General features: G+C 71.0%; 20 protein-coding genes. 14 read left to right on the top strand and 6 right to left on the bottom strand.

Annotated elements, in window-relative coordinates:
• Nucleotides 1-7: 7 nt before the first annotated feature.
• From zwf to tkt, 4 genes are read right to left on the bottom strand one after another with little or no spacing between them, the layout of a single operon-like run.
• Complete coding sequence (zwf, locus tag D2L64_RS18050) at nt 8-1522, bottom strand: glucose-6-phosphate dehydrogenase (RefSeq protein ID WP_119578096.1); 1515 nt, start codon at nt 1520-1522, stop codon at nt 8-10.
• A 37-nt stretch (nt 1523-1559) separates the two neighbouring features.
• Nucleotides 1560-3197 (bottom strand): glucose-6-phosphate isomerase, encoded by a 1638-nt coding sequence (locus tag D2L64_RS18045; protein ID WP_119578095.1) that lies wholly within the window; start codon nt 3195-3197, stop codon nt 1560-1562.
• A 48-nt stretch (nt 3198-3245) separates the two neighbouring features.
• Nucleotides 3246-4427: a transaldolase gene (gene tal / locus D2L64_RS18040; protein ID WP_119578094.1), complete on the bottom strand. Its 1182-nt coding sequence runs from the start codon at nt 4425-4427 to the stop codon at nt 3246-3248.
• A 17-nt stretch (nt 4428-4444) separates the two neighbouring features.
• On the bottom strand, nt 4445-6583 hold the full coding sequence (gene tkt / locus D2L64_RS18035) for a transketolase (RefSeq protein ID WP_119578093.1): 2139 nt from the start codon (nt 6581-6583) through the stop codon (nt 4445-4447).
• 281 nt (nt 6584-6864) lie between these two features.
• Here tkt and D2L64_RS18030 point away from each other — a divergent pair, with 281 nt between their 5' ends.
• From D2L64_RS18030 to D2L64_RS18020, 3 genes are all read left to right on the top strand, one after another.
• Nucleotides 6865-7821 carry a heme o synthase gene (locus tag D2L64_RS18030; RefSeq protein ID WP_119578092.1) on the top strand — a complete coding sequence of 319 codons (957 nt, stop codon included), beginning with the start codon at nt 6865-6867 and terminating at the stop codon, nt 7819-7821.
• Nucleotides 7822-8149: 328 nt separating this feature from the next.
• Nucleotides 8150-8485, top strand: a complete 336-nt coding sequence (locus tag D2L64_RS18025) for a hypothetical protein (protein ID WP_119578091.1) — start codon at nt 8150-8152, stop codon at nt 8483-8485.
• 6 nt (nt 8486-8491) lie between these two features.
• Nucleotides 8492-9409: an ATP-grasp domain-containing protein gene (locus D2L64_RS18020; RefSeq protein ID WP_119578090.1), complete on the top strand. Its 918-nt coding sequence runs from the start codon at nt 8492-8494 to the stop codon at nt 9407-9409.
• 861 nt (nt 9410-10270) lie between these two features.
• Here the strand turns inward: D2L64_RS18020 and D2L64_RS18015 are convergent.
• Entirely contained in the window at nt 10271-11254 is a 984-nt protein-coding gene (locus D2L64_RS18015) for a COX15/CtaA family protein (RefSeq protein ID WP_119578089.1), read from the bottom strand.
• A gap of 97 nt (nt 11255-11351) precedes the next feature.
• Here D2L64_RS18015 and D2L64_RS18010 point away from each other — a divergent pair, with 97 nt between their 5' ends.
• From D2L64_RS18010 to D2L64_RS17975, 8 genes are all read left to right on the top strand, one after another.
• The gene (locus D2L64_RS18010; RefSeq protein WP_407663131.1) at nt 11352-12161 is read left to right on the top strand and encodes a helix-turn-helix transcriptional regulator; all 810 of its coding nucleotides are present in this window, start codon (nt 11352-11354) and stop codon (nt 12159-12161) included.
• A complete protein-coding gene (gene sufB, locus D2L64_RS18005; RefSeq protein WP_119578087.1) occupies nt 12158-13588 on the top strand; it encodes a Fe-S cluster assembly protein SufB in 1431 nt (476 codons plus the stop codon). The genes D2L64_RS18010 and sufB overlap by 4 nt, the downstream gene beginning before the upstream one ends.
• An 80-nt stretch (nt 13589-13668) precedes the next feature.
• Nucleotides 13669-14865 carry a Fe-S cluster assembly protein SufD gene (gene sufD / locus D2L64_RS18000; RefSeq protein WP_119578085.1) on the top strand — a complete coding sequence of 399 codons (1197 nt, stop codon included), beginning with the start codon at nt 13669-13671 and terminating at the stop codon, nt 14863-14865.
• The gene (locus D2L64_RS17995) at nt 14865-15191 is read left to right on the top strand and encodes a non-heme iron oxygenase ferredoxin subunit (RefSeq protein ID WP_119578083.1); all 327 of its coding nucleotides are present in this window, start codon (nt 14865-14867) and stop codon (nt 15189-15191) included. Before sufD ends, D2L64_RS17995 begins: the two co-directional genes overlap by 1 nt.
• Nucleotides 15191-15964 (top strand): Fe-S cluster assembly ATPase SufC, encoded by a 774-nt coding sequence (sufC, locus tag D2L64_RS17990; protein WP_119578081.1) that lies wholly within the window; start codon nt 15191-15193, stop codon nt 15962-15964. The genes D2L64_RS17995 and sufC overlap by 1 nt, the downstream gene beginning before the upstream one ends.
• Before the next feature lie 26 nt (nt 15965-15990).
• A complete protein-coding gene (locus D2L64_RS17985; RefSeq protein WP_119578079.1) occupies nt 15991-17331 on the top strand; it encodes a cysteine desulfurase in 1341 nt (446 codons plus the stop codon).
• Nucleotides 17332-17376: 45 nt separating this feature from the next.
• Nucleotides 17377-17853, top strand: a complete 477-nt coding sequence (gene sufU, locus D2L64_RS17980) for a Fe-S cluster assembly sulfur transfer protein SufU (protein WP_119578077.1) — start codon at nt 17377-17379, stop codon at nt 17851-17853.
• On the top strand, nt 17850-18290 hold the full coding sequence (locus D2L64_RS17975) for a metal-sulfur cluster assembly factor (RefSeq protein ID WP_119578075.1): 441 nt from the start codon (nt 17850-17852) through the stop codon (nt 18288-18290). The genes sufU and D2L64_RS17975 overlap by 4 nt, the downstream gene beginning before the upstream one ends.
• A gap of 92 nt (nt 18291-18382) precedes the next feature.
• Here D2L64_RS17975 and D2L64_RS17970 read toward each other — a convergent pair whose 3' ends face one another.
• Nucleotides 18383-20251: a S8 family peptidase gene (locus D2L64_RS17970; RefSeq protein WP_119578073.1), complete on the bottom strand. Its 1869-nt coding sequence runs from the start codon at nt 20249-20251 to the stop codon at nt 18383-18385.
• A 492-nt stretch (nt 20252-20743) separates the two neighbouring features.
• On the opposite strand from D2L64_RS17970, the gene D2L64_RS17965 reads away from it, so the two are divergent.
• The 3 genes from D2L64_RS17965 to D2L64_RS17955 all read left to right on the top strand — a co-directional run bounded on the left by D2L64_RS17965 (nt 20744) and on the right by D2L64_RS17955 (nt 25177).
• A complete protein-coding gene (locus D2L64_RS17965) occupies nt 20744-21391 on the top strand; it encodes a LysE family transporter (protein WP_233559012.1) in 648 nt (215 codons plus the stop codon).
• Between the two features lie 71 nt (nt 21392-21462).
• Entirely contained in the window at nt 21463-22125 is a 663-nt protein-coding gene (locus D2L64_RS17960; protein ID WP_119578069.1) for an acVLRF1 family peptidyl-tRNA hydrolase, read from the top strand.
• A 187-nt stretch (nt 22126-22312) separates the two neighbouring features.
• A complete protein-coding gene (locus D2L64_RS17955; protein ID WP_233559011.1) occupies nt 22313-25177 on the top strand; it encodes a LamG domain-containing protein in 2865 nt (954 codons plus the stop codon).
• Nucleotides 25178-25301 lie beyond the last annotated feature (124 nt).

Raw genomic sequence — 25301 nt, 5'->3', positions numbered from 1 at the left:
TCCTCGGTTACGCCCGCCGCCAGGCGCGGCCCTCGCGGGCCAGCATCTCGTCGGCTGCTCGCGGACCCCACTCACCGGCGCGGTAGGGCTCCGTCTTGGTGCCCTCCCAGGCGTGTTCCAGCGGATCCACCACGGCCCAGCTCTGTTCGACCTCGGCGGCGTCCGGGAAGAGCGTCCGGTCGCCGATCAGGACGTCCAGCACCAGCCGCTCGTACGCCTCGGGGCTGGACTCGGTGAACGCCTCGCCGTACTGGAAGTCCATCGCGATGTCGCGGACCTCCATGGTGGTGCCCGGCACCTTCGAGCCGAACTTGAGCACCACGCCCTCGTCCGGCTGGACCCGGATGACCAGCTGGTTGTTGCCGAGCATCTCCATGTCGGCGGCGCTGAACGGCAGGTGCGGCGCCTGCTTGAACATCACCGCGACCTCGGTGACCCGGCGCGGCAACCGCTTGCCGGCCCGGATGTAGAACGGCACCTCGGCCCACCGCCGGTTCTGGATGCCGAGCCGGACCGCCACGTACGTCTCGGTGTTCGAGGTGGGCGGTACGCCGTCCTCCTCCAGGTAACCCTTCGCCCGCTGGCCGCCGACCCAGCCGGGCAGGTACTGCCCGCGTACGGTGCCCTCGGCGACGTCCTGCGGCAAGGTGATGGCCTTGAGCACCTTGAGCTTCTCGGCCCGGATCTCGTCGGCGTCGAAGCTGGTCGGCTCCTCCATCGCGACCAGGGCGAGCAGTTGCAGCAGGTGGTTCTGCAGGACGTCGCGGGCGGTGCCGACCGAGTCGTAGAAGCCGGCCCGGCTGCCGATGCCGACGTCCTCGGCCATGGTGATCTGCACCGAGTCGACGTACTGCGAGTTCCACAGTGGCTCGAACAGGGTGTTGGCGAAGCGCAGGGCGAGGATGTTCTGGACCGTCTCCTTGCCGAGGTAGTGGTCGATCCGGAAGACGTCCTGCCGGGTGAACACGTCGTCCACCAGGTCGTTGAGGGCCTTGGCGGAGGGCAGGTCGTTGCCGAACGGCTTCTCCACGACCACCCGGCGCCAGCCGCCGCACTTCTCGTTGTCGGCCATGCCGGTGCGGGCCAGTTGCTTGAGCACCACCGGGAACGCCGCCGGCGGGATGGAGAAGTAGAACGCCGCGTTGCCGTGGATGCCGTGGCTGTCGCGCAGGCTGTCCAGGCAGTGGGTGAGGTTGTCGAAGGCGGTGTCGTCGTCGAACGAGCCGCCGACGAACTTGATGTTGTGCTCCAGTCGCGACCAGACCTCCTCGCGCCACGGAGTACGCGAGTGGTTCTTGGCCGCCTCCCGGGCCAGCGACGCGAAGTCGCCGTCGCCCCAGTCCCGCCGGGCGAACCCGACCACCACGAAACCGGGTGGCAGCAGCCCCCGGTTCGCCAGGTCGTACACCGCCGGCAGCAGCTTCTTCTGGGCCAGGTCACCGGTGACTCCGAAGATCACCAGAGCGCAGGGCTCCGGGATCCGCGGCAGCCGTCGGTCCTGCGGGTCGCGCAGCGGGTTCACGCCGCCTCCTCGCTCCGCTCGTCCACGTCGTCCATCGTCATGCCCGCAGTGACCCGACCGCGTCGAGCAGTTGGGTCAGGCCCGCCGACCGCTCGGTCAGGTGCAGGTGCAGCAGCGGGCGTCCTCGACCGGCCAGGGCCTGCCGGTCTCCGGCGGCCTGCGCCGCCTGTAGCTCCCCGAAGGAGTACGGCTTTCCGGGCACCGGCAGATCAACATCGACCGTACCGGTTACCTGAAGAAAACTACCCACCTGTGGGCCGCCCTTGTGGTACTGCCCGGTGGAGTACAGGTGGCGCGGACCCCAACCGAAGGTGACCGGTCGCCCGGTGGTCCCGGCCAGCAGCGGACGCAGTCGGGCCGCGGCGGCCTCGGCGTGTCGGTCGAGGTACGCCGTGACCGCCAGGTAACCCTGTTCGCCCAGCCCGGCGAGCAGGTGACGCAGCGCGGCGGTGAGGTCGGCCGGGAAGCCGGGTGGGGCGTACACCTCGATCGCGCCCGCGCGGGACGAGGCTGCCGCCGTCGGCGCCGTCCCGGCGACGATCGCCGCGGCGTCGGTAACGTCGGGCCGGTCGAACGGGTCGACCCCGAGCACGCTGGCGGCGGCCGCGGTGGCGTACTCCCAGGCCAGGAAGTGGGCGCCGAGCGGGCCGTTGACCGCCACGTCGGTGCTGCCGCCGGGGGCGGGCAGGTCACCGGTGGAGAGTGCACCGCCGTAGCTGACGGTGAGTACGTCGGGACCGGTCGCACCGGGGCTGCCGGGTGACTCGACCACCACCGGCAGCAGGCCGAGGCCGTCCTTGCCGGTGGACCCGGCGAGCAACTGCTCCACCCAGTCGCCGAGCCCTTCCACGCCGGTGCCGTCGCCGACCAGGGCGATCGTGTCGCGCCCGGTGGTCGCCGCGGCGGCCAGGGCGGCGCCGAGGGCGAGCCCGGGGTTGCCGTCCGGGCGGTCCAACCCGGCCGCGAACTCCTCGGCCTGGTCGAGCAGGTCGGCCACCGCGACCCCGGCCAGCGCGCAGGGCACCAGCGCGTACGCGGTGAGCGCCGCGTAGCCCTCGCCCACCTGCGGGTCGGCGAGTACCGTGATCGCACCCAGTTCGGCGGCGACCGCCTCCAGCGGCGAACCCGGGTCGGTGACCACGACGAAGTGCCGACCCGCCTCCGCCTCGGTCATGCCGGCGTCCAGGAACGCCTGCCGGTACGCCCGCCCGAGCGAGTCGGTCTCCACGGTCAAGCCGGACTTGCCGGCCAGCACCACCACGGTGCGCGCCAGCCGGTCGGACAGCGCGGCCCGGATCTGGCCGGGGTCGCTGGTGTCGAGCACGGTGAGCGGCTGGCCGGTGGTCCGGGCGATGACTTCCGGCGCGAGCGCCGGTCCGCCCGCCGCGGCGACCACCACGTGGTCCAGGTCGGCCAGCTCCGCGGTCAGCTCGGCGAGCTGGGGGAGCAGCTCACGGCTGCGTCGGTGGGTGTCCAGCCAGCCGAGCCGGTCGGCTGCGCGGGCGGCCGCCGCCGGACCCCACAGGTCGGGATCCCGGGCCGCCAACCGGCCGGGTACGCCGGCCTCGACCAGTGCCCGCCGGATGGAGGCCGGCGCGTCGGCGTCCACGGTCCGCGCGCCGTGCACCGCGAGGCCGCCGGCGGCCTCGGCCGGTGCGGCCAGCAGCTCACCCACGCCGTCACCCGGTCCGGGTGACGGCGTGGGGACTGCCGGAGCGATCCGTCACGCATTGCCTCCGGCCTGCGCGGCGGCGTCGGCGTTGCCGCGGGCGGCGTCGCCGGGGTGGCCATCGCCCTGCCCGGCGGCGGCCAGCGACTTGCGGACGCCGTCGAGCAGTTCGTTCCAGCTGGCCTCGAACTTCTCCACGCCCTCGCGTTCCAGCGTGTCGATCACGTCGGCCATGTCGACGCCCGCCGCGGCGAGGCCTTCGAAGACCTGTCGGGCGTCGTCGTACGCGCCGGTGACGGTGTCCGGGTGGGTCTCGCCGTGCTCGGCGTAGGCGTGGATGACCGACTCCGGCATGGTGTTGACCGTGCCGGGGGCGATCAGCTCCTCGACGTAGATCACGTCCCGGTAGTCCGGGTTCTTCGTCGAGGTGGAGGCCCACAGCGGGCGCTGCGGGTGCGCTCCGGCGTCGGCCAGCGCCTGCCAGCGGTCGGAGGAGAAGACCTCGCTGTAACGCTGGTACGCCAGCCGGGCGTTGGCCACCGCGGCCTTGCCGCGCAGCCCCTTGGCCTCGGCCGAGCCGATCTTCTCCAGTCGCTTGTCCACCTCGCTGTCGACCCGTGAGACGAAGAACGAGGCCACCGAGGTGATCTTCGACAGGTCGTGGCCGTTGGCCCTGGCCTGCTCCAGCCCGGCGAGGAACGCCTCCATCACCTGCGAGTAGCGGTCCAGGCCGAAGATCAACGTGACGTTGACGCTGATCCCCTCGGCCAGGGCGGCGGTGATCGCCGGCAGACCCGCCTCGGTCGCCGGAATCTTGATGAACAGGTTCGGCCGGTCGACCAGCCACCACAGCGCCTTGGCCTCGGCCACGGTGCGCTGCGCCTCGTGGGCCAGTCGCGGGTCCACCTCGATCGAGACCCGGCCGTCGATGCCCGCGCTGGCGTCGTACGCCGGGCGCATCACGTCGCAGGCCCACCGTACGTCGTACGTGGTGAGCATGCGGACCGCCTCTTCGACGTCGACACCCCGCACGGCCAGGTCGCGCAGCTGCCAGTCGTACTCGTCGGCGTCGCCCAACGCCTTGGCGAAGATGGTCGGGTTGGTGGTCACCCCGACCACCTGCTTCTCCCGACGCAGCTGGTCCAGCCCGCCGGAGGACAGTCGTACCCGAGAAAGGTCGTCGAGCCAGACCGCCACTCCCGCGGCGGAAAGCTCGCCCAGCCTGTTGGTCGTCATGTGCGCCAACGCTCCCCTCAGTTGCCGGTGGTGAAACCGGTGATGTCGCCGACCCGGGTCAGCGCCGCGTGGGCGGCGGCGACGATCCGGTCGGGGGTGAAGCCGAACTGTTCGAAGAGCACCGAGTGCGGGGCGCTCGCGCCGTAGTGCTCGATGCTGACGCTCTCACCGCAGTCGCCGACGACGGCGCGCCAGGACATCGCGATGCCCGCCTCCACGCTCACCCGGGCCTTTACCCCGCGTGGCAGCACCGACTCCCGGTACGCCTCGTCCTGCTCGAAGAACCACTCCTGACAGGGCATCGAGACCACTCGGGTGGGGGTGCCGTCGGCCTCCAGCCGCTCCCGGGCGGTCAGGCAGAGCTGCACCTCCGACCCGGTACCGACGATGATCACCTGCGGCTTGCCGTTGGACGCCTCGGCCAGCACGTAGCCGCCCTTGGCCACCCCCTCGGCCCCGGCCAGCTGCGAGCGGTCCAGGGTCGGCAGGGCCTGCCGGCTCAGCGCCAACGCGGTCGGCCGGTCGGTGTGCTCCAGCGCCTGCCGCCAGGCCCACGCCGTCTCGTTGGCGTCGGCGGGCCGGACCACGTCCAGCCCGGGGATGGCGCGCAGCGCGGTGAGGTGCTCCACCGGCTGGTGGGTCGGGCCGTCCTCGCCCAGGCCGATCGAGTCGTGCGTCCAGACGTAGACCACCGGCAGCTTCATCAGTGCGGCCAGCCGCACCGAGGGACGCATGTAGTCGCTGAAGACCAGGAAGGTGCCGCCGTACGGGCGGGTGCCGCCGTGCAGCGCGATGCCGTTGAGGATCGCACCCATCGCGTGCTCACGGATGCCGAAGTGCAGCGTACGGCCGTACTCGTGACCGGGGAACTCCTTGGTCGCGTACTGGCTGGGGACGAAGGAGGGCTCGCCCTTCATCGTGGTGTTGTTGCTCTCGGCCAGGTCCGCCGAGCCACCCCACAGCTCGGGCAGCACCGGGGCGAGGGCGGCCAGCACCTTGCCGGAGGCGGCCCGGGTGGCCACGCCCTTGGCGTCGGCCGGGAACTCCGGCAGCGCCTCCGTCCAGCCCTCGGGCAGCACCCGACCGGTCAGCCGGTCGTACAGGGCGCGCCGCTCGGGGTTGGCCTCGGACCAGGTGCCGAAGGCGGTCGTCCACTGCTGCTGCTCGGCCTGGCCGCGCTGCAACGCCTGCCGGGTGTGGGCGAGTACCTCCTCGGTCACCTCGAACGACCCGGCCGGGTCGAAGCCGAGGATCTCCTTGGTGGCGGCCACCTCGTCGGCGCCCAGCGCCGAACCGTGGATCTTGCCGGTGTTCTGCTTGTTCGGCGCCGGCCAGCCGATGATGGTGCGCAGCGCGATGAACGAGGGGCGGCCGGTCTCCGCCTTCGCGGCCAGCAGCGCCGTGTACAGCTCCTCGACGTTCTCGTGGTAGTCGCCCTGGTCGGCGTCGCCGCGCCGCCAGTCCACCGTCTGCACGTGCCAGCCGTACGCCGCGTAGCGGGCCGCCACGTCCTCGCTCATCGCGATCCGGGTGTCGTCCTCGATCGAGATCTCGTTGTCGTCGTAGATCAGGCAGAGGTTGCCCAGCTGCTGGTGCCCGGCCAGGGCACTCGCCTCGTGGCTGATGCCTTCCTCGATGTCGCCGTCGGAGGCGATGCACCAGATGTGGTGGTCGAACACCGACTCGCCGGGCTCGGCCTCCGGGTCGAACAGGCCGCGCTCGCGGCGGGCCGCCATGGCCATCCCGACCGCGTTGCCCAGCCCCTGCCCCAGTGGACCGGTGGTGGTCTCGACGCCAGGGGTGTGCCCGTGCTCCGGGTGACCCGGGGTGAGCGAACCCCACTGCCGCAGCGACTTCAGGTCGTCCAGGCTCAGCGGGTAGCCGGCGAGGAAGAGCTGGATGTAGAGCGTCAGGCTGGAGTGGCCGGCGGAGAGCACGAACCGGTCGCGGCCGGCCCAGTTCGGGTCGGCGGGGTTGTGCCGCATGACGCGGTTGAACAGCAGGTACGCCGCGGGGGCGAGGCTCATCGCCGTGCCGGGGTGGCCGTTGCCGGACTTCTCCACGGCATCAATGGCCAGTACGCGGACGGTGTCCACGGCACGGCGGTCGAGGTCGGACCAGTCAAGTGCGGGGTGCGCGGGTCGGTTGGCAGCCACGGTGGTTTGTGCTCCTCGGCGAGATGGGCGGAACCCTCACTGGTGACCCTATCGAGCGTCCCTAAACGTGCGCCCGAGGATCTCAGCATGCTGGTCTGTACGTTTCGGCTCGGCTCGCCGGTTCACTGGCCCCGGTCAGCCTCCGGTGTGACGACCCGCACCGTTGCCGGGTCGCCCGGGCAGCCAAAACGACAGCGCGTAGTGTGTGGGTCGGTTGTCTGGACCCGGCTCGGGTCCGACCCGTCCTGACCTCCCCTGCCGATGCCGGAAGGTGGCAATCCGTGAGCATGATCACCGAGCGCCCCGTCAGCAACCCTGCCGGGCAGCCGCCGGTGCGCTCGGCGGAGGAGTCGCCGGTTCGCTCCCGGGACGTGCGTGCGGTGGTGGCGGCGTACGTGTCGCTGACCAAGCCGCGGATCGTCGAGCTGCTGCTGGTCACCACGGTGCCGGCGATGATGCTCGCGCACGGTGGGCTGCCGTCGCTGTGGCTGGTCGCGGTGGTGCTGGTCGGTGGCTCGCTCGCCGCCGGTGCGGCCAGCGTGATCAACTGCTACATCGACCGCGACATCGACCAGGTGATGCGGCGTACGAAGCGCCGCCCACTGCCGGCGCACACGGTGACGCCACGCAACGCCCTGGTCTTCGGTCTGGTGCTGGCCGCGGTCTCGATCGCCCTGATGGCGGCGTTCACCAACCTGCTGGCCGCCGGCCTGACGTTGGCCGCGATCGTCTACTACGACCTGGTCTACACGCTGTGGCTCAAGCGCACCACGGCGGCGAACACCTTCTGGGGTGGCGCGTGCGGGGCCGCGCCGGTGCTGATCGGCTGGGCGGCGGTGACCGGCTCACTGTCACCGGTGGCCTGGGGGCTGTTCGCGGTGGTGTTCTTCTGGCAGATGCCGCACTTCTACCCGCTGGCCATGAAGTACAAGGACGACTACGCCCGCGCCGGCATCCCGATGCTGCCGGTGGTGGCCTCCGTGCGGCGGGTCAACGCCGAGATCATCCTGTTCGCCTGGCTGACGGTGCTGACCTCGCTGGCGGTCTGGGCGCTGGGCCTGAGCCCGGTGTACGGCGTGCCGACCCTGGTGGTGGGGGCGATCTTCCTGGTCGAGGCGCACAAGCTCGCCGGTCGGGCCAGCCGGGGAGAGCCGGTCAAGCCGATGCGGCTGTTCCACTGGTCCACCACCTACCTGACCATCGTCTTCGCCGCCGCCGCCCTGGACGCCCTGCTGTAGGGAAGGCCCCCGGTCCGACGCCTCTCGCAGTGTGGGAAGGATCCCTTCTCGATGCCGGCGGTATAGGAAGGGTTCCTTTCTTGACGAAGAGGTGCTCGCCGATGGGTGATTGTCTGAATTATCACCACATCGGGCCTCAGCGAGGGATCAGCCGGTTCTGCGCGAACCTGAGGACTTGGTGCCGGTCTGACCGGCCGATCCGACCAGTTTTGTCACGATAAATGCGGACGGAATGCTTTACGGCTTCCTTAAACCTCGACGTTATCGGTATCACAAAAGCCTCCCGCTTCCCCTCCGCACCAGCACATGTTTGCTTAGGCTTCGCGTTATGGCAGATGGTTCCGATACGACGCTGACGGCTGATCAGACCGCCTCCGGCCAGGCTCCGAACGGGCTTGTCGCGGGCATCAAGTCGTTCGCCGCCGGGCACGGCGGGGCGAAGGCGGTCATCGAGTACGTCGGCAAGCGCGGCGCACGGATCGTCCTGGTGGGTTCGGACGGTGCGTGGGGCGACCAGTTCGCCGAGGACACGGTCGTGGCCCGGGAGGCCTGCGCGCAGGCCGGGGTCGCCGTGGAGAACGAATGGGAACGGGAACTGATGGACCAGATGCGCCCGAGCAACGATCTCTGGCGTTCGATGGCCCGACGCACGATGGCCCGTTGAGATAAGTTGACCAACCACCACCAGCCGGCCCGGGGGGAACCCCGGGTCGCTCTCGTCACCTGTACCGAGCTGGCCGACCTCGAGCCGGACGACCGGCTCGTCCTCGGCCCGCTCTCCGCCCGCGGGATCGCCGCCGAGGCCGCCGTCTGGGACGACCCGGCCGTCGACTGGTCCCGCTACGACCTGGCCGTGCTCCGCTCGCCGTGGGACTACATGTCCCGGCGGGACGAGTTCGTCGCCTGGGCCGCCCGGGTGCCCCGGCTGGCCAACCCGGCCGACGTGGTGCGCTGGAACACCGACAAGCGCTACCTCGACCAGTTGTCCGCCGCCGGCGTACCCACGGTGCCCACGAGCTGGGTGCTGCCCGGCGAGCGCTGGCAGCCGCCCGCCGACGAGGGGGAGTACGTCGTCAAGCCGGCGGTCAGCGCCGGCAGCCAGGACACCGGGCGCTACGACCTGGCCGACCCGAGCCACCGGGAACTCGCCGCGGCGCACGTGCACCGGCTCGTCTCGGCCGGTCGGGTCGCGATGGTCCAGCCGTACCTGACCGCCGTGGACACCACCGGCGAGACCGCGCTGCTCTTCCTCGCCACCGCGCGGGGCCTGGCGTTCAGCCACGCCATCCGCAAGGGGCCGATGCTGACCGGCCCGGACGAGGGGCCCGACGGGCTGTACAAGGTCGAACAGATCACCCCGCGTACCGCCTCCGACGACCAGCTCGCGCTGGCCGAGCGGACCCTGGCCGCGGTGCCCGGCCGCGCGGACCGTCTGCTCTACGCCCGGGTGGACCTGATCCCCGGCCCTGACGGCGCACCCGTGCTGGTCGAGCTGGAGTTGACCGAGCCGTCCCTGTTCCTCGGGTACGCCGACGGCGCCGCCGACCGGCTCGCCGACGCCATCGCCCAGCATCTCCGGCACCCCTGAGCGGCGCTGCGCCTACGACCCACCTCGTCCTGGTCCACCTCGTCCTGGTCCACCTCGTCCTGCTCCACCGCGCCCCGGCTGGCCCGCTCCTGCTCCTGTTCCGCCGGGCCCGGCTGGCCCGGTCCTGCTCCGCCGCGTCTGACCGGCCTCGTCCTGGTCCTGGTCCGCCGCGTCTGGCTGTCCTGGTCCTGCTCTTGTTCCGCCGGGCCCGGCTGGCCCGGTCCTGCTCCGCCGCGTCTGACCGGCCCCGTCCTGGTCCTGGTCCGCCGCGTCTGGCTGTCCTGGTCCTGCTCTTGTGGTGTCTGGCTGGCCCCGTCCTGGTCCGCCGCGTCCTGCTGGCCGCGCGTGGTTGACGCCAGGGTGGTCGCCAGGGGTCGCGCCAGGGTTCGTCCAGCAAGATCACGCTGGATCCAGGATCGAGTGGCTTCCGATGCGCGGATTGGCCACTCGATCCTGGATCGAGCGTGATCAAGCCGCGCGGCGGCGCGGCGGCGGGGCGGGCGACGCGGGGGCGCTGGCGGCACGGAGCCGCGCGGGGCCCGCGGGGCACGCGGGGCCTGCGGGGCGTGCGAGGTGGTGCGGGGCGTGCGGGGCGGCGCGGGGCGTGCGGGGCGGCGCGGGGCGTGCGGGGCGGCGCGGGGCGTGCGGGGCGGCGCGGGGCGTGCGGGCCGTGCGGGGTGGTGCGGGGCGTGCGGGGTGATGGGGGCGTGCGGGGTGGTGCGGGGCGGCGCGGGGCGTGCGGGGTGGTGCGGGGTGGTGCGGGGCGTGCGGGGGCGCTGGCGGCGCGCGGGGGTGGTGCGGGCGCGGGGCCGCGCGGGGGGTGGCGGCGGTGCGGGGGTGGAACTGCCGGGCCGGGGGGCCTCAGGCGTGGGTGGCGACGGGCTGCTCGGCCGGTGTGGTGGACTCGGTCGGCGTGGTGGACGGGGCCGGGTCGACCGGACGGCGCTCGCGGATCGACCAGAGCACCGCCAGGGTGGCCAGCCACACCAGGCAGGATCCGAGCATGTGCGCGCCCACCAGCAGCGCGGGCAGGTTGGTGAAGTACTGCACGAAGCCGATCACCCCCTGGGCCAGTTCGACCAGGAGCAGGGTGCGCGCGGCGCGGACGACGTGTGCCGGAGCGCCGAGTGCGTGCAGCGCCAGCCACAGGCCGACGGTCAGGCCGACCAGCAGGAAGACCAGGTCGGCGTGGATCTGGGAGATGGTCTCAGGGTCGAGGCCGTTGCGGATCGCGTCGGCGTCGCCCGCGTGCGGCCCGCTGCCGGTGACCGCGACCCCGACCACGATCACCGCCGCGCTGGTCACCACGGTGGTCCAGGTGAGGGCGCGCAGTGTCGGGGGCACCAGCGACACCTTCGGCCCGTCGGGCTCGCGTACCCGGCGCCACAGGGCGTACGCGACGAGCAGCAACAGCATCGAGACCACGAAGTGGATGCCCACGATCGAGGGGTGCAGCTGGGTCCGTACGGTGATCCCGCCGATCACGGCCTGCGCCACGATGCCCAGCACGACGGCCAGCGCGAGCGGCACGGCGCCCCGTCGCCGGGGCCGGTGCCACAGGGCGGCCAGCAGGGTGGCGCCGGCGATCAGCACCAGCACGAAGGTGAGCAGCCGGTTGCCGAACTCGATCACCCCGTGCACGCCCATCTCGGCGGTGGTGGTGTACGACTCGTCGGTGCACCTGGGCCAGGTGGGGCAGCCGAGACCGGAGGCGGTCAGCCGGACCGCCCCGCCGGTGACGACGATCGCCGCGTTGGCCACGATGTTGGCGAGCGCGAGGCGGCGCAGCAGGGTGGTGGAGACCGAGAACCGGGCGGGTCGCTTCACGAAGCGAATCCTACGCATCGTAGTTGTCCTCGATCGGGTGACTCCGTCGCCCGGTGGTTCGGATCACCGGACCCCGCGTTTGCAGGGCCTGATCGAATTACGTAACGTGGGCGTTGTGAAAAAGGCGGCAGGGTTCACCGGGCACCCGCCGACGGTCGACCGGACCGTCGGCCGGTCGCTGCCCGCCGTCGTGACCCCGCCGGTCACCACCGACGCACCGACGGCGATGGGCGCCCCGGCGGGCGACCTGTCGACCCGGGACCGGGTCACCCAGCTGCTGCTGGAGTGCCGGGCCGCCACCGCCGCCCAGCTCGGCGACGCGCTCGGGCTCAGCCCGGCGGCGGTTCGCCGGCATCTGGACGCGATGCTCGCCGACGGCGACGTGGTCGCCCGCGAGCAGACGGTACGCGGCCACCGTGGGCGGGGTCGCCCGGCCAAGGTGTTCCTGCTGACCGACGCCGCGCGGAGTCGGTGTGGCACCCATCACTACGACAACATGGCCACCGCGGCGCTGCGCTGGATCGCGCGTACCGGTGGCTCGCGGGCGGTGGAGGAGTTCGCCGCCGAGCAGGTGGCCGCCCTGGAGGCGCGCTGCCAGGCGGCGCTGGCCGGTGCCGGTGACGATCCGATGGCGCGTGCGGAGGCACTCGCCGCCGCGTTGACCGCCGAGGGCTACGCTGCCAGTGCGTCCACGATCGCTTCCGGCGGCCAACTCTGCCAGCACCACTGCCCGGTGGCGCACGTGGCCGCCGAGTTTCCCCAGCTGTGCGAGGCCGAGACCACGGTGATCTCCCGCCTGGTCGGCACGCACGTACAGCGCCTGGCCACCATCGCGCACGGCGACGGGGTGTGCACCACGCACATTCCCGGTCCGCCGCCTGCCCAGTCCGGTAAGACCGTCACCACTGTGAGGACAGATAGATGACCGAGCAGATCGTCCAGCCCCTGACCCAGGAGGAGCAGCTCGCCGCCCTGGGTAACTACGAGTACGGCTGGGCCGACCCGGACGTCGCCGGGGCCGCCGCCCAGCGCGGTCTCAGCGAGGCGGTGGTGCGGGACATCTCGGCCAAGAAGAACGAGCCGGCCTGGATGCTCGACCTGCGGCTGAAGGGCCTGCGGTTGTTCGGCCGCAAGCCGATGCCGGCCTGGGGCGCGGACCTCACCGGGATCGACTTCGACAACATCAAGTACTTCGTACGCTCCACCGAGAAGCAGGCCGCCAGCTGGGAGGACCTGCCCGAGGACATCAAGAACACCTACGACAAGCTGGGCATCCCGGAGGCGGAGAAGCAGCGCCTGGTCGCCGGGGTCGCGGCGCAGTACGAGTCCGAGGTGGTCTACCACAAGATCCGTGAGGACCTGGAGGAGCAGGGTGTCGTCTTCCTCGACACCGACACCGCCCTCAAGGAGCACGAGGACCTGTTCAAGGAGTACTTCGGTACGGTGATCCCGGTCGGCGACAACAAGTTCGCCGCGCTGAACACCTCCGTGTGGTCCGGTGGCTCGTTCATCTACGTGCCGAAGGGCGTGCACGTGGAGATCCCGCTGCAGGCGTACTTCCGGATCAACACCGAGAACATGGGCCAGTTCGAGCGGACGCTGATCATCGTCGACGAGGGCGCGTACGTGCACTACGTCGAGGGCTGCACCGCGCCCATCTACTCCTCGGACTCGCTGCACAGCGCCGTGGTGGAGATCATCGTCAAGAAGAACGCCCGGTGCCGCTACACGACCATCCAGAACTGGTCGAACAACGTCTACAACCTGGTCACCAAGCGCGCGGTCTGCCACGAGGGCGCGACCATGGAGTGGATCGACGGCAACATCGGCTCCAAGGTGACGATGAAGTACCCGGCGGTCTACATGACCGGCGAGCACGCCAAGGGTGAGGTGCTCTCGGTGGCGATGGCCGGCGAGGGGCAGCACCAGGACGCGGGCGCCAAGATGGTGCACGCCGCGCCGCACACCAGCAGCACCATCGTGTCGAAGTCGATCGCCCGGGGCGGCGGCCGGACCTCGTACCGGGGCCTGGTGCAGGTGCTGGAGGGCTCGCACAGCAGCGCCAGCACGGTCAAGTGCGACGCGTTGCTGGTCGACACCATCTCCCGCTCGGACACCTACCCGTACGTCGACATCCGCGAGGACGACGTGTCGATGGGGCACGAGGCGACCGTCTCCAAGGTCAGCGAGGACCAGCTCTTCTACCTGATGAGCCGGGGCCTGAGCGAGGACGAGGCGATGGCGATGATCGTGCGCGGCTTCATCGAGCCGATCGCCAAGGAACTGCCGATGGAGTACGCCCTGGAGCTCAACCGCCTGATCGAGCTGCAGATGGAGGGCGCGGTCGGCTGACCCGCCCACCCGGCGGGCCCGGCGTGCCGGCCCGCCACCCCAGCACCAGACCGTCGTCGCAAGAACAGACCAAGGACGAGATGACTACCCAGGCTTCCGCGCCGCCGACCACCAAGTCGCAGGCGCTACGCTCGTACGACGTCGCCGACTTCCCGGCCCTCACCGGTCTGGAGGAGGAGTGGCGCTTCACCCCGCTCAAGCGGCTGCGCGGGCTGGTCGGCGACGACCGCACCGCCACCGGCACGGTCCGGCACGAGTACGCCGAGCTGCCCGAGGGCGTGACCGTCGAGCGGATCGGCCGTGACGACCAGCGGGTCGGCAGCGTGCTCACCCCGGTCGACCGGGTCAGCGCGCTGGCCCACGGCGGCGCCGAGCAGGCGCTGCTGGTGCGGGTGGCCCAGGACGCCGTGGTGAGCGGCCCGGCCATCCTGCGGGTGGTCGGCGAGGGCAGCGCGGGCCTGGCCTTCGGGCACACCTTCCTGGAGGTGGGCCGGTTCGCCGAGGCGATCGTCGTGCTGGAGCACGTGGGCTCGACGACCCTCGCGGACAACGTCGAGGTGACGGTGGGCAACGGGGCGAAGCTGACCCTGGTGACCGTCGCCGACTGGGCCGACGACGCGGTGCAGGCGCAGCACCTGAAGGTCCGGCTGGGCCGCGACGCCCGGGTGCTGCACGTCCAGGTCAGCCTCGGTGGCGACCTGGTCCGCCAGTACACCACCGTCGAGTACACCGACCGGGGCGGCGAGGCCGAACTGTACGGCCTCTACTTCGCCGACTCGGGCCAGCACCTGGAGCACCGGCAGCTGGTCGACCACACGGTGCCGGACTGCCGCAGCTACGTCGGCTACCGGGGTGCGTTGCAGGGCGAGAGCGCCCACGCGGTGTGGGTCGGTGACGTGTTGATCCGCGCCGAGGCGACCGGCACCGACACGTACGAGATCAACCGGAACCTGCTGCTCACCGATGGTGCGCGGGCCGACTCGGTACCCAACCTGGAGATCGAGACCGGCGAGATCGCCGGTGCCGGTCACGCCAGCGCCACCGGCCGGTTCGACGACGAGCAGCTGTTCTACCTGATGGCCCGGGGTATCCCGGAGGCCGAGGCGCGCCGTTTGGTGGTGCGCGGCTTCTTCGCCGAGCTGCTGAACAAGATCCCGGTCGAGGAGCTGCGCGAGCGGCTCGGCGAGGCGATCGAGGCGCGGCTGGCGAGCGGGACCAGTGAGCTTGCGAGCCCCGCACTCGCGAGCGAAGAAGGCACTGTGCAGGCGGGCGCCTGATGATCCGCATCTGCGCCGCCGAGGACGTGCCGAAGGGCACCGCGATCAGTGCCGACATCGACGGCACTCAGATCGCGCTCGTGCATGGCGAGGACGATCAGTTCTACGCCGTGCACGACGAGTGCTCGCACGCCGCGGTGGCCCTCTCCGAGGGCGAGGTCTCCGGTTGCACGCTGGAGTGTTGGCTGCACGGCTCCCGCTTCGACCTGCGTACCGGCGAGCCGACCGGGCTGCCCGCCACCGAACCTGTTCCTGTCTATCCCGTCGAAGTCCGCGACGGTGAGGTCTACGTCAGTCTGACGCCGAGCAATGGAGTGACCCGATAATGAGCACCCTGGAGATCCGTGACCTGCAGGTGTCGGTGAAGCTGCCCGAGGGTGAGCTCAAGCCGATCCTGGCCGGTGTCGACCTGACCGTGCGCTCCGGCGAGACCCACGCGATCATGGGGCCGAACGGCTCCGGCAAGTCGACCCTGGCGTACTCGATCGCCGGTCACCCGAAGTACGAGATCACCGGCGGTTCGGTGACCCTCGACGGCGTCGACGTGCTGGAACTCTCCGTCGACGAGCGGGCCCGCGCCGGGCTCTTCCTGGCCATGCAGTACCCGGTCGAGGTGCCCGGCGTGTCGGTGGCGAACTTCCTGCGTACCGCCAAGACCGCGATCGACGGCGCGGCACCGAAGCTGCGTACCTGGGGCGGTGAGCTGCGGGGCGCCATGGAGCGCCTGCACATGGACCCGGCGTTCGCCCAGCGCAACGTCAACGAGGGCTTCTCCGGTGGGGAGAAGAAGCGGCACGAGATCGTGCAGCTGGAGCTGCTCAAGCCGAAGATCGCCATTCTCGACGAGACCGACTCCGGTCTGGACGTGGACGCGCTGCGCGTGGTCAGCGAGGGCGTGAACCGGGTGCGCGACACCGGCGACACCGGCCTGCTGCTGATCACCCACTACACCCGGATCCTGCGCTACATCAAGCCGGACTTCGTGCACGTCTTCGTGGCTGGCCGGATCGTCGAGGAGGGCGGCCCGGAGCTGGCCGAGAAGCTCGAGGAAGAGGGCTACGAGCGGTACGTGGCCGGGGCCGGTTCGGCGCGGGCCTGAATCCCACAGAAGGGCCGGTCACCACGATGACCACCATCGCGATCCCGTCAGGCATGCCGCAGTACGACGACGTGCCGCGCTACGACGTGGCGGCGGTGCGCGCCGACTTCCCGATCCTCGATCGGGAGATCAACGGGCATCCGCTGGTCTACCTGGACAGTGCCAACACCTCGCACAAGCCGCGTCAGGTGCTCGACGTGCTGCGCGAGCACTACGAGCGGCACAACGCCAACGTGTCCCGCTCGGTGCACACGCTGGGTACCGAGGCCACCGAGGCGTACGAGGCGGCGCGGGGCAAGGTCGCCACGTTCGTCAACGCGCCCAGCGCGGACGAGGTGGTGTTCACGAAGAACTCCACCGAGGCGATCAACCTGGTGGCGTACGCCTTCTCCAACGCCTCGCTGCGCTCGGCCGCCGCCGCGTCGTCTGCTCCGTCCCGCGCGAGCGGGACGGACGAGCGGTTCCGGCTCGGTCCGGGTGACGAGATCGTCATCTCCGAGATGGAACACCACTCGAACATCGTGCCGTGGCAGTTGCTGGCCGAGCGGACCGGCGCGACGCTGCGCTGGTTCCCGGTCACCGACAACGGCCGGCTGGACGAGTCGGGGCTGGCCGACCTGGTCAACGAGCGGACGAAGATCGTCTCGCTGGTACACATGTCCAACATCCTGGGCACGGTCAACGCCACCGCGCGGATCACCGCGCGGGTGCGGGAGGTCGGTGCGCTGCTGCTGCTGGACTGCTCGCAGTCGGTGCCGCACATGCCGATCGACGTGGTCGACCTGGACGCGGACTTCATCGTCTTCACCGGGCACAAGATGTGCGGTCCGACCGGCATCGGGGTGCTGTGGGGGCGGGCGGAGCTGCTCGCCGCGATGCCCCCGGTGCTGGGTGGCGGCTCGATGATCGAGACGGTGTCGATGGGTGGGTCGACCTTCGCCGCGCCGCCGGCCCGCTTCGAGGCGGGTACCCCGCCGATCGCCGAGGCGGTCGCCCTCGGTGCCGCGGTGGACTACCTCACCGGCCTCGGCATGCGGGCGATCCAGTGGCACGAGAAGCAGCTGACCGCGTACGCGCTCGACGCCCTGGGCAGCGTGCCCGGCCTGCGGATCTTCGGCCCGGAGGTGCCGGTCGGCCGGGGCGGCACGATCTCCTTCGCCCTCGCCGACGTGCACCCGCACGACGTCGGGCAGGTGCTCGACTCGCTCGGTGTGCAGGTGCGGGTCGGTCACCACTGTGCCCGGCCGGTCTGCACCCGGTTCGGGGTGCCGGCGATGACCCGGGCGTCGTTCTACCTCTACACCACCACCGACGAGATCGACGCGCTGGTGGCGGGTCTGGAGCAGGTGCGGAAGGTGTTCGGGTGAGCCCGGCGACGCAGCAGCCCGGCGAATCGACGGGAGGTCGGCCTGATGCAACTTGAGTCGCTCTACCAGGAGATCATCCTGGATCACTACAAGCACCCGCACGGGCGCGGGCTGCGCGACGCCACCGAGCCGGACGACCGGGTGGGCGAGGCGCACCACGTCAACCCGACCTGCGGTGACGAGGTGACCGTACGGGTGGCCACCGACGGCGAGGTGCTGCACGACGTGTCGTACGACGGCATGGGCTGTTCGATCAGCCAGGCGTCCGCCAGCGTGTTGCACGAGCTGCTCACCGGCCGGGACACGGCTGAGGCGTATCGGGTGCACGAGGCGTTCGTGGCGCTGCTGTCCGGCCGTGGCCAGGTCACGCCGGACGAGGAGGTGCTCGGCGACGGGGTGGCGTTCGAGGGCGTTGCCCGCTATCCCGCCCGGGTCAAGTGTGCGTTGTTGCCGTGGATGGCGTTCAAGGATGCCGCGGCACGCGCCGGTGTGGGCGCGAGCCCGTCGGAGGTGAAGGCATGACCGAGGAAACCAGCAGCACGCCGGAGTCGGGCGCCGTGGCGACCGGCTCCGTGGCGACCGACGGTGCGGCAATCCCGGCGACCGACGGCGCGGCGGGGCCGTCAGCTGGCGGCAAGGCCGTGGTCGCCGACATCGAGGAGGCGATGAAGGACGTCGTCGACCCGGAGCTGGGCATCAACGTGGTCGACCTGGGTCTGGTGTACGGGGTGCACGTCGACGACGAGAACGTGGCCACCCTGGACATGACGTTGACCTCGGCGGCCTGCCCGCTCACCGACGTGATCGAGGACCAGGCCCGACAGGCGCTGACCACCGGCCCGGGCGGCGGTCTGGTCAACGACATCCGGATCAACTGGGTCTGGCTGCCGCCGTGGGGGCCCGACAAGATCACCGACGAGGGGCGGGACCAGCTCCGTTCCCTCGGCTTCAACGTCTGAACCGTACGCATCAGCGCCCGGAGCCGGCCGATGACCGCGAACTCCGGGCGCTGTGCTGTCCGCGGGGGAGCGCGGACCGGCGTCGGGTCAGGTCACAGGGTCAGGGTCCAGCTGTCCAGGTAGCCGGTGTCCAGGGTGGCGGAGTCCTGGATCCGCAGTTTCCAGGCACCGTCGGCGGCCTTGCCGGACAGGTTCCGGGTGTAGGTCTGGAAGATGTTGTCGGCGCTGCCGCCGGTGCGGTTGTGCAGCACGTACGCGGTGCCGTCCGGGGCGATCAGCGACACGGTCAGGTCACCGATCCAGGTGTGGTAGATGCGTACCTCGACGGTGCTGGTGGCGCTGGCGTTGCGCCCACAGCCGTGGATCACGACGGTGCTCTCGATCGTGGCGTTGTCGTTGATCGGGTGGTCGGTGGCATTGGTCTGGGCGCAACCGGGCGGGCCGTTCACGGTGAGGGTGAAGGTCGTGCCCTGGGAGGTCTCCGGTCCGGTGCCGAGCACGGTCAGCGGGTAGAGACCGGGCACGGTCGTGGCGGCGGTGCTCAGGGTCAGCGTGGCGGTGTCACCGGAGGTGACGGTGGCAGGGCTGAAGGCGGCCGTCACCCCGGCTGGCAGGCCGCTGACGCTCAGCGCGACGCTGTGCGGCGTACCGACCGTGGTGGTGGTGCTGACCGTGGTCGTGGTCGAGTCGCCCGGGTCGACGGTGCCGGCACCCGGGGCGAGCGTGAGGCCGAAGTCCTGGGTGGGCGGCACGATGTTGCCGGTGTAGAGCAGCTTGTTCGGCGAGCCGGTGCCGGGGCTGGTCACCACGTTGTCGGTGGCGTCGTTGACCAGCAGGTCGCGGATCTGCTGCGGGGTGTAGCCAGGGTTGGCGGCCAATGCCAGGGCGGCCGCGCCGGCGACGTGCGGGGCCGCCATCGAGGTGCCGTTGATGGTGTTGGTCGCGGTGTCGCTGCCGATCCACGCCGAGGTGATGCTGCTGCCGGGGGCGAAGATGTCCAGGCAGGTACCGAAGTTGGAGTAGCTGGCGCGGGCGTCGGTGCTGGTGGTGGCGCCGACGGTGATCGCTTCCGGGGTGGCGGCGGGCGAGAAGCTGCAGGCGTTGGCGCTGCTGTTGCCGGCGGCGATGGCGTAGACCACGCCGTCGGCGATGGAGCGGCTGACCGCGTCGTTGGTGGCCTGGTCGTAGCCGCCGCCGAGACTCATGTTGGCCACCGCCGGCTCGCCCGCCTCGTGATCTGCGGTGACCCAGTCGATGCCCGCGATGACCTGCGCGTACGTGCCGCCGCCGCTGTTGTCCAGGACGCGTACGCCGACCAGGGTGACGCCCTTGGCCACCCCGTACGCGGTGCCGCCGACCGTGCCGGCCACGTGCGTGCCGTGCCCGTTGCCGTCGTCGGCACTGCCGCCGTCGATGGCGTCGAATCCGGTGACGGCCCGGCCACCGAAGTCGGAGTGGGAGAACCGGATACCGGTGTCGATGATGTACGCGGTGACGCCGGTGCCGTCGTTGGGGTAGGTGTAGCTGTTGTTCAGCGGCAGCGCCCGTTGGTCGATGCGGTCCAGACCCCAGGACGGGGTGGGGGACTGGGTGCCCGCGATCGAGACGGTGCGGTTCTGCTGGACGTATTCGACGGCGGGATCGGCGGCCAGCCGCTTGGCGGCCCGCTCGGACAGGCGTACCTCGAAGCCGCGCAGCGCGTCGCGGTAGGTGCGGGCGACGCTGCCGCCGTGTTTGTCGGCGAGTGACTTCGCGGTCGACCCGACCTGTGCCCGGCTCACCGCGCTGTCCCTCAGTACGACGATGTACGAGTCGGCGACGGCGCTCTGGTCACCGGCGTGCAGGATCTGGCCCTGTGCCGGTTCGGCGTTGGCTGGTGCGGCGAACGCCAGCGTGGTGAGCGCCGCGGTGGCGGTTAGTCCGAGGCGCCCGAGGCGCCGTGGTGGCCGGGAGAAGATCATCTCCCGCCTCCTTTCCGATGCACGGCAGACTGTTTGTGACAGTCCCACCGGTTTCCGTGGAGCTGACTGACATAGATGCTAGACGCTAAACATATACATGTTTAGATATGTGATTCCGTTCGGCGGTCCCGTACTCTGGTGCGGTTGTCATCCAGAATCTTCGATCAACAATCGTTAACAAGATAGAAACGATGGAGATTCTGCTCTCCGCCCGAAAGGTTTCCTCGATGCAATTGTTCGGGCGGTCGGGCCGGGTGAGATCGACGACCTCACCCTCGGCCTCGGGCCGCTACCCGGGACGCCGTCGTGCCCGCGGCACCGCGATTCACCCGGACAGCGGGGGAAAACGCCTGGCGTCGGGCCGGCGCGCGGATGCAGGATGTCGCCCGTGAGCGAGGCGTACCCGACCCAGCCGTTGTCGACCACCGTTGCCGCCTGCACGGGTCGACAGCGTCCGGCGCGCGGTCGCGTCTCGATCCCCGCTCGGCCGTCGTGACCGGCGCGTTCCTGGCCGGCGTGGTCGCCGGCTACGGCGTCGCCATCCCGGTCGGCGCGATCGCCGTACTCATCCTCGGGCTCGCCGCGCGTACCTCGTTGCGGGTCGGCGCCGCCGCCGCGCTCGGCGTGGCCACCGCCGACGGACTGTACGCGGCGATCGCGGCGTTCGGCGGTGCCGTCGTCGCCGGTTGGCTGGCGCCGGCGGCCACGCCGCTGCGGTTGACCGCGGCGGCGGTCCTGATGATCCTCGCCGGACACGGCGCATGGCGCGCCCTGCGTCCCCGCCCACCCGCTCCAGACGACGGGGGGCGGTCGGGCGCGCGGGCCGCGCGGCGGGGACTGGACACGCCCGCCCGAGCGTTCGCCGGGATCCTCGCGTTGACCCTGCTCAACCCGGCCACCATCGTCTACTTCACCGCGCTGGTGCTCGGCCGGGTCGACCTGGGCGGATCCGGAATCGTCGTCGCGGCGAGCTTCACCCTCGGCGTGTTCCTCGCCTCGGTCAGCTGGCAGCTGCTGATCGCCGTCGGTGGTGCGATGGTCGGTCGGGTGCTCACCAGCGCCCGTGGCCGCATGATCACCGCACTGGTGTCGAGCGCCATCGTCGCCGCGCTCGCTGTCGCCACCCTCCTCGACCGCTGACGCGCCCGGTGCCGGCCGGGTGGGGTGACGGGGGCGTCGGCGGTGATCGCCGTTGCCGTACGGTCGAGGGCATGAGCAGTAGGCCGGCGGCCGGGGGTGGCCGGTGGGTGGTGGTCGATCCCGCCCGCCTGGCGCGCTGGGTCGCGGGCTTCGCCGAGCGGCACGGCCCGCCGAACACCACTGTCGGGGAGCGCGGCCTGTTGCTGACGGCACCGGACGGCGCGACCGCCGAGTTGTCCCCGCCGCCGGGTGCGCCGGTCACCGAGACTGTCGACGCCTTCGTCGCGGCGGCCGTCGCGTCACGTCGGATCGGGCTGTTGCTGGCCCGTAAGGGTGCGGTGGCGATGGGCGTCGCGGAAGGGGAGCGGCTGCCGGTGCACAAGGTGGACACCCGGTACGTGCAGGGGCGTACCGCCGCGGGTGGGTGGTCGCAGCAGCGGTTTGCCCGCCGCCGGGACAACCAGGCGAAGGCGGCGTTGACCGACGCGGTCGACCTGGCGGTCCGGCTGCTGCTGCCACAGGCCGACCGGTTGGACGCGGTGGTCGCCGGTGGGGACCGGCGGGCCGTCGACACCGTGCTGGCCGATCGTCGGCTCGCCCCGCTGGCCGCGCTGCGCGCCGACCGGCTGCTCGACGTGCCGGAACCCCGGCACGCGGTGCTGGTCGCCGCGGTCGCCGCCGCGCGGGCGGTGCACGTGTTGGTACGTGACCCGGACCGCGACCCGGCCGCCTGAACCGGCCGCCCGGCCTCGCGGTGCCGTCACCGGCTAGACCGCTTCGCCCGACTTTGATCACGAGCCGTACACATGATCTTCCTGACGGTACTCGATCAAACCGCCCCAAACCACGGATCGACGACGTTGACAGATCGACATACGTGGGCGACGGTGGTGATCATCTTTACGGGGGAAAGGTATTGCCTTGGCCAGTTTCGTGTTGTCTCCGCCTGCCCGGAAACGGTCCCGCCGGTCGCGGTGGTCGGCCGCCGCACTCGCGGTCGCGCTGCTCGGCGCCGGGTTCGACGTGGTGGCCGGTGCGCCCGACGTCGCCCTCGCGGCGTCCACACCGGACCCGGACTGCTCGGTCACGGTCGCTCCCGACGAGGCTGCCGCTGCCGAACTGGCAGCCGAGTGTGGCGTCCCGGTCGAGGCGCTGAGCGAACGAACCGAGTACGAGCAGGTGCTCGTCGACCCGGCCGGTACGCAGACGCTGACGGTGGCGGCGGTGCCCCAGCGGGTACGCCGGGACAACGGTTCCTGGGCGGACGTCGACCCGACCCTCTCGGTGGTCGGCGGCTCGGTGCGACCGGCGGCGACCCTGGCGGACGTGCGGTTCTCGACCGGTGGGTCGGGGCCGATGGCGACCTGGCAGGTCGGCGACGACTCGTTCACCCTCTCCTGGCCGCTGGGCGCGTTGCCGGCCCCTCGACTGGTCGGTGCCACCGCCGTGTACGACGCCGTGCTTCCCGGAGTGAATCTGCACGTCACCGCGTTGCGGGAGGGGTTCTCACACGCGGTGGAGATCCTGACGCCGGCCGCGGCGGCGAACCCGCAGGTGCGCAGCCTGCGCTACGTGATGGGCGGGACCGTACGGGTCGAGCCGGACGCGGACGGCGGTCTGCGACTCGTCGAACCCGACGGCGAGGTCGTCGCGACCACCCACGCGGCCTCGATGTGGGACTCGTCGCTGGACCCGACCAACGCCGGTGACGTCCAGCCGGCCCGTGACGGCCCCCGGGAGGAGGCCGAGCCGGCGACCGGCGCGGAGCCCGGGATCACATCGCGGCGCACGGACGTCGGCGTCGAGATCGACGACACCGACCTGACCGTGCTGGTGGACGAGACCATGCTGGACGACCCGGAGGTGACCTGGCCGGTCTTCGTGGACCCACCGTTCAACGGGCTGCGCTCGAAGTGGGCCTACGCGAACAACGCCAACAAGAACTGGGACGTGGGCAACCGTGCCTGGGTGGGTCGTAACTCGTACGACAACGTGCTCTACCGGTCCTTCTTCGACTTCAATATCTCGACCCTGCGGCACGCCGAGACCACTGTGCTGTCGGCCAAGGTGACCATGGTGCTGGACCACTCGTGGTCGTGCGACCCGACGGCGGTGCACCTGTACCGGACCAACACGGACGGGATCACGGTCTCCAGCGGTGCCCGGATGAACTGGTCGACCCGGCCCCTGCCGTCGTCACACTGGTTGGACTCGTGGTCGGGCAACGCCAACGAGGCCGGTGGCTGCGGCACGATCCAGCCGGACGCCACCGCCGTGTTCGAGGGCAACACGCTGAAGAACGACGTGCAGGCGCGGGCGCGGGCCAGCGCCACGACCTACACGGTCGGTCTGTGCGCCTGCAACAGCAGTGGCGAGTACGAGTCGTCGCAGAACCGGTGGAAGAAGTTCTTCACCAACAAGACGTACCTGGTCGTGACGTACGACCGGAAGCCGAACGCGCCGGTCGCGCTGGCGTTCTCCGCGACCACCGACTGCTACAAGGCGTGCACCTCGCCGGCGGTGGTGCGGACCACCACGCCGACCCTGCGGGCGAACGTGTCCGACCCGTACAACGGGAACCTGCGGACCACCTTCGAGGTCCGCACGTCCGCCTCGGCGTCGGCGACGCTGGTGGCGGGCAACGCCTCGGCGCCGACCACGACAGCGGCACCGGGTACCGCCTCGTGGCGGGTGCCGTCCGGTCTGGCCAACGGCTCCACCTACTACTGGCGGGCCCAGTCCAAGGACGAGAACAACCTGACGGGCAGTTGGTCGGGGTGGCAGACGCTGGGCGTGGATACCACGCCGCCGGTGGTCTCGTCGGTGTCGTCGGCGCAGTACCCGCTGCGGGAATGGGGTGCCGTGTTCGGTACCTCGGGGACCTTCGCACTGGCCGGCGGGTCCGACGTGGCGGACTTCACCTGGTCGGTGAACAGCGGATCGGCGACCACGGTCGCGGCCTCGGGTACCAACCCGAAGACGGCGTCGGTGACGCACAACCCGACGAAGGACATGGTCAGCACGCTGAGTGTGGTGGCCAAGGACATCGCCGGCAACACCAGCCAGACCTACCTGCACCAGTTCTGGGTGTCGCCGGTGCCGAACAAGTACGCCCGCTGGAAGCTCGACGAGGCCAGCGGCTCGACCGCGGCGGATTCCGGGTCGGGGGGTAGCGCCCCGTCGCCGGCCACCCTGTCAGGCCAGGTCTCGTTCGTGCCCGGCTATCTGGGCAACGCCGCCTCGTTCACCGGGACCGGCGGCGAGATCACCACGAGCGGGCCGGTGCTGGACACCACCAAGAGCTTCACCGTGATGGCCTGGGTACGCGCGTCGGACCTGGCGGCCCACGATCACCAGGTGGCGCTGAGCCAGGACGGTACGCAGGCCAGCCGCTTCCAGTTGATGTACAACAAGGACGCCAACGGTGGTGCGGGTGGCTGGTGCTTCGCCATGCGCGCCGCGGACGGTGGCAACTCGACGACGGCCTGCGCGGACGGTGCCGCGTGGGGGCTGCCGGCCGACGGCTCCTGGGTACACGTCGCCGGGGTGTACGACACGGTCGCCGGCAAGATCCGGGTCTACGTGATGGGTGATCCCCTCGACTGCGGCGGTGAGACCGCCGAGACCGCCTTCTCCGCCGACTGGTCGGCGACCGGCGCCTTCGCGATCGGTCGTGGTCTGTCGTCGGGTGCGGCGGCCAACCGGTGGCGCGGGGAGATCGACGACGTCTATGCCTTCCAACGAACCTTGTCCGCTCGGGAGATCTGCCTGCAGGCCATCCAGTAGCGGGCGGCTCGACGGGTTCCGGGCGGCCACGGCAGCCCGGAACCCGGATCCCTGTCCCTTCGGCTCCGTCTAGATCCACCTCTTGTTCACCACTACGCAGACGTACGGGGAGTAGCGCTATGAG

Origin of the sequence: Micromonospora radicis, assembly GCF_003583405.1 — a bacterium.
Classification (GTDB): Bacteria; Actinomycetota; Actinomycetes; order Mycobacteriales; family Micromonosporaceae; genus Micromonospora; species Micromonospora radicis.
The sequence above is the reverse complement of the archived record's forward strand: the minus strand, read 5'-3'. Positions and strand labels throughout refer to the sequence as shown.

Coding starts and splice junctions, on each gene's coding strand:
- tal (WP_119578094.1), bottom strand. CDS start 4,427: ATGACGACCAACAGGCTGGGCGAGCTTTCCGCCGCGGGAGTGGCGGTC.
- D2L64_RS18025 (WP_119578091.1), top strand. CDS start 8,150: ATGGCAGATGGTTCCGATACGACGCTGACGGCTGATCAGACCGCCTCC.
- D2L64_RS18015 (WP_119578089.1), bottom strand. CDS start 11,254: ATGCGTAGGATTCGCTTCGTGAAGCGACCCGCCCGGTTCTCGGTCTCC.
- sufB (WP_119578087.1), top strand. CDS start 12,158: ATGACCGAGCAGATCGTCCAGCCCCTGACCCAGGAGGAGCAGCTCGCC.
- sufD (WP_119578085.1), top strand. CDS start 13,669: ATGACTACCCAGGCTTCCGCGCCGCCGACCACCAAGTCGCAGGCGCTA.
- D2L64_RS17995 (WP_119578083.1), top strand. CDS start 14,865: ATGATCCGCATCTGCGCCGCCGAGGACGTGCCGAAGGGCACCGCGATC.
- sufC (WP_119578081.1), top strand. CDS start 15,191: ATGAGCACCCTGGAGATCCGTGACCTGCAGGTGTCGGTGAAGCTGCCC.
- D2L64_RS17985 (WP_119578079.1), top strand. CDS start 15,991: ATGACCACCATCGCGATCCCGTCAGGCATGCCGCAGTACGACGACGTG.
- sufU (WP_119578077.1), top strand. CDS start 17,377: ATGCAACTTGAGTCGCTCTACCAGGAGATCATCCTGGATCACTACAAG.
- D2L64_RS17975 (WP_119578075.1), top strand. CDS start 17,850: ATGACCGAGGAAACCAGCAGCACGCCGGAGTCGGGCGCCGTGGCGACC.
- D2L64_RS17970 (WP_119578073.1), bottom strand. CDS start 20,251: ATGATCTTCTCCCGGCCACCACGGCGCCTCGGGCGCCTCGGACTAACC.
- D2L64_RS17960 (WP_119578069.1), top strand. CDS start 21,463: ATGAGCAGTAGGCCGGCGGCCGGGGGTGGCCGGTGGGTGGTGGTCGAT.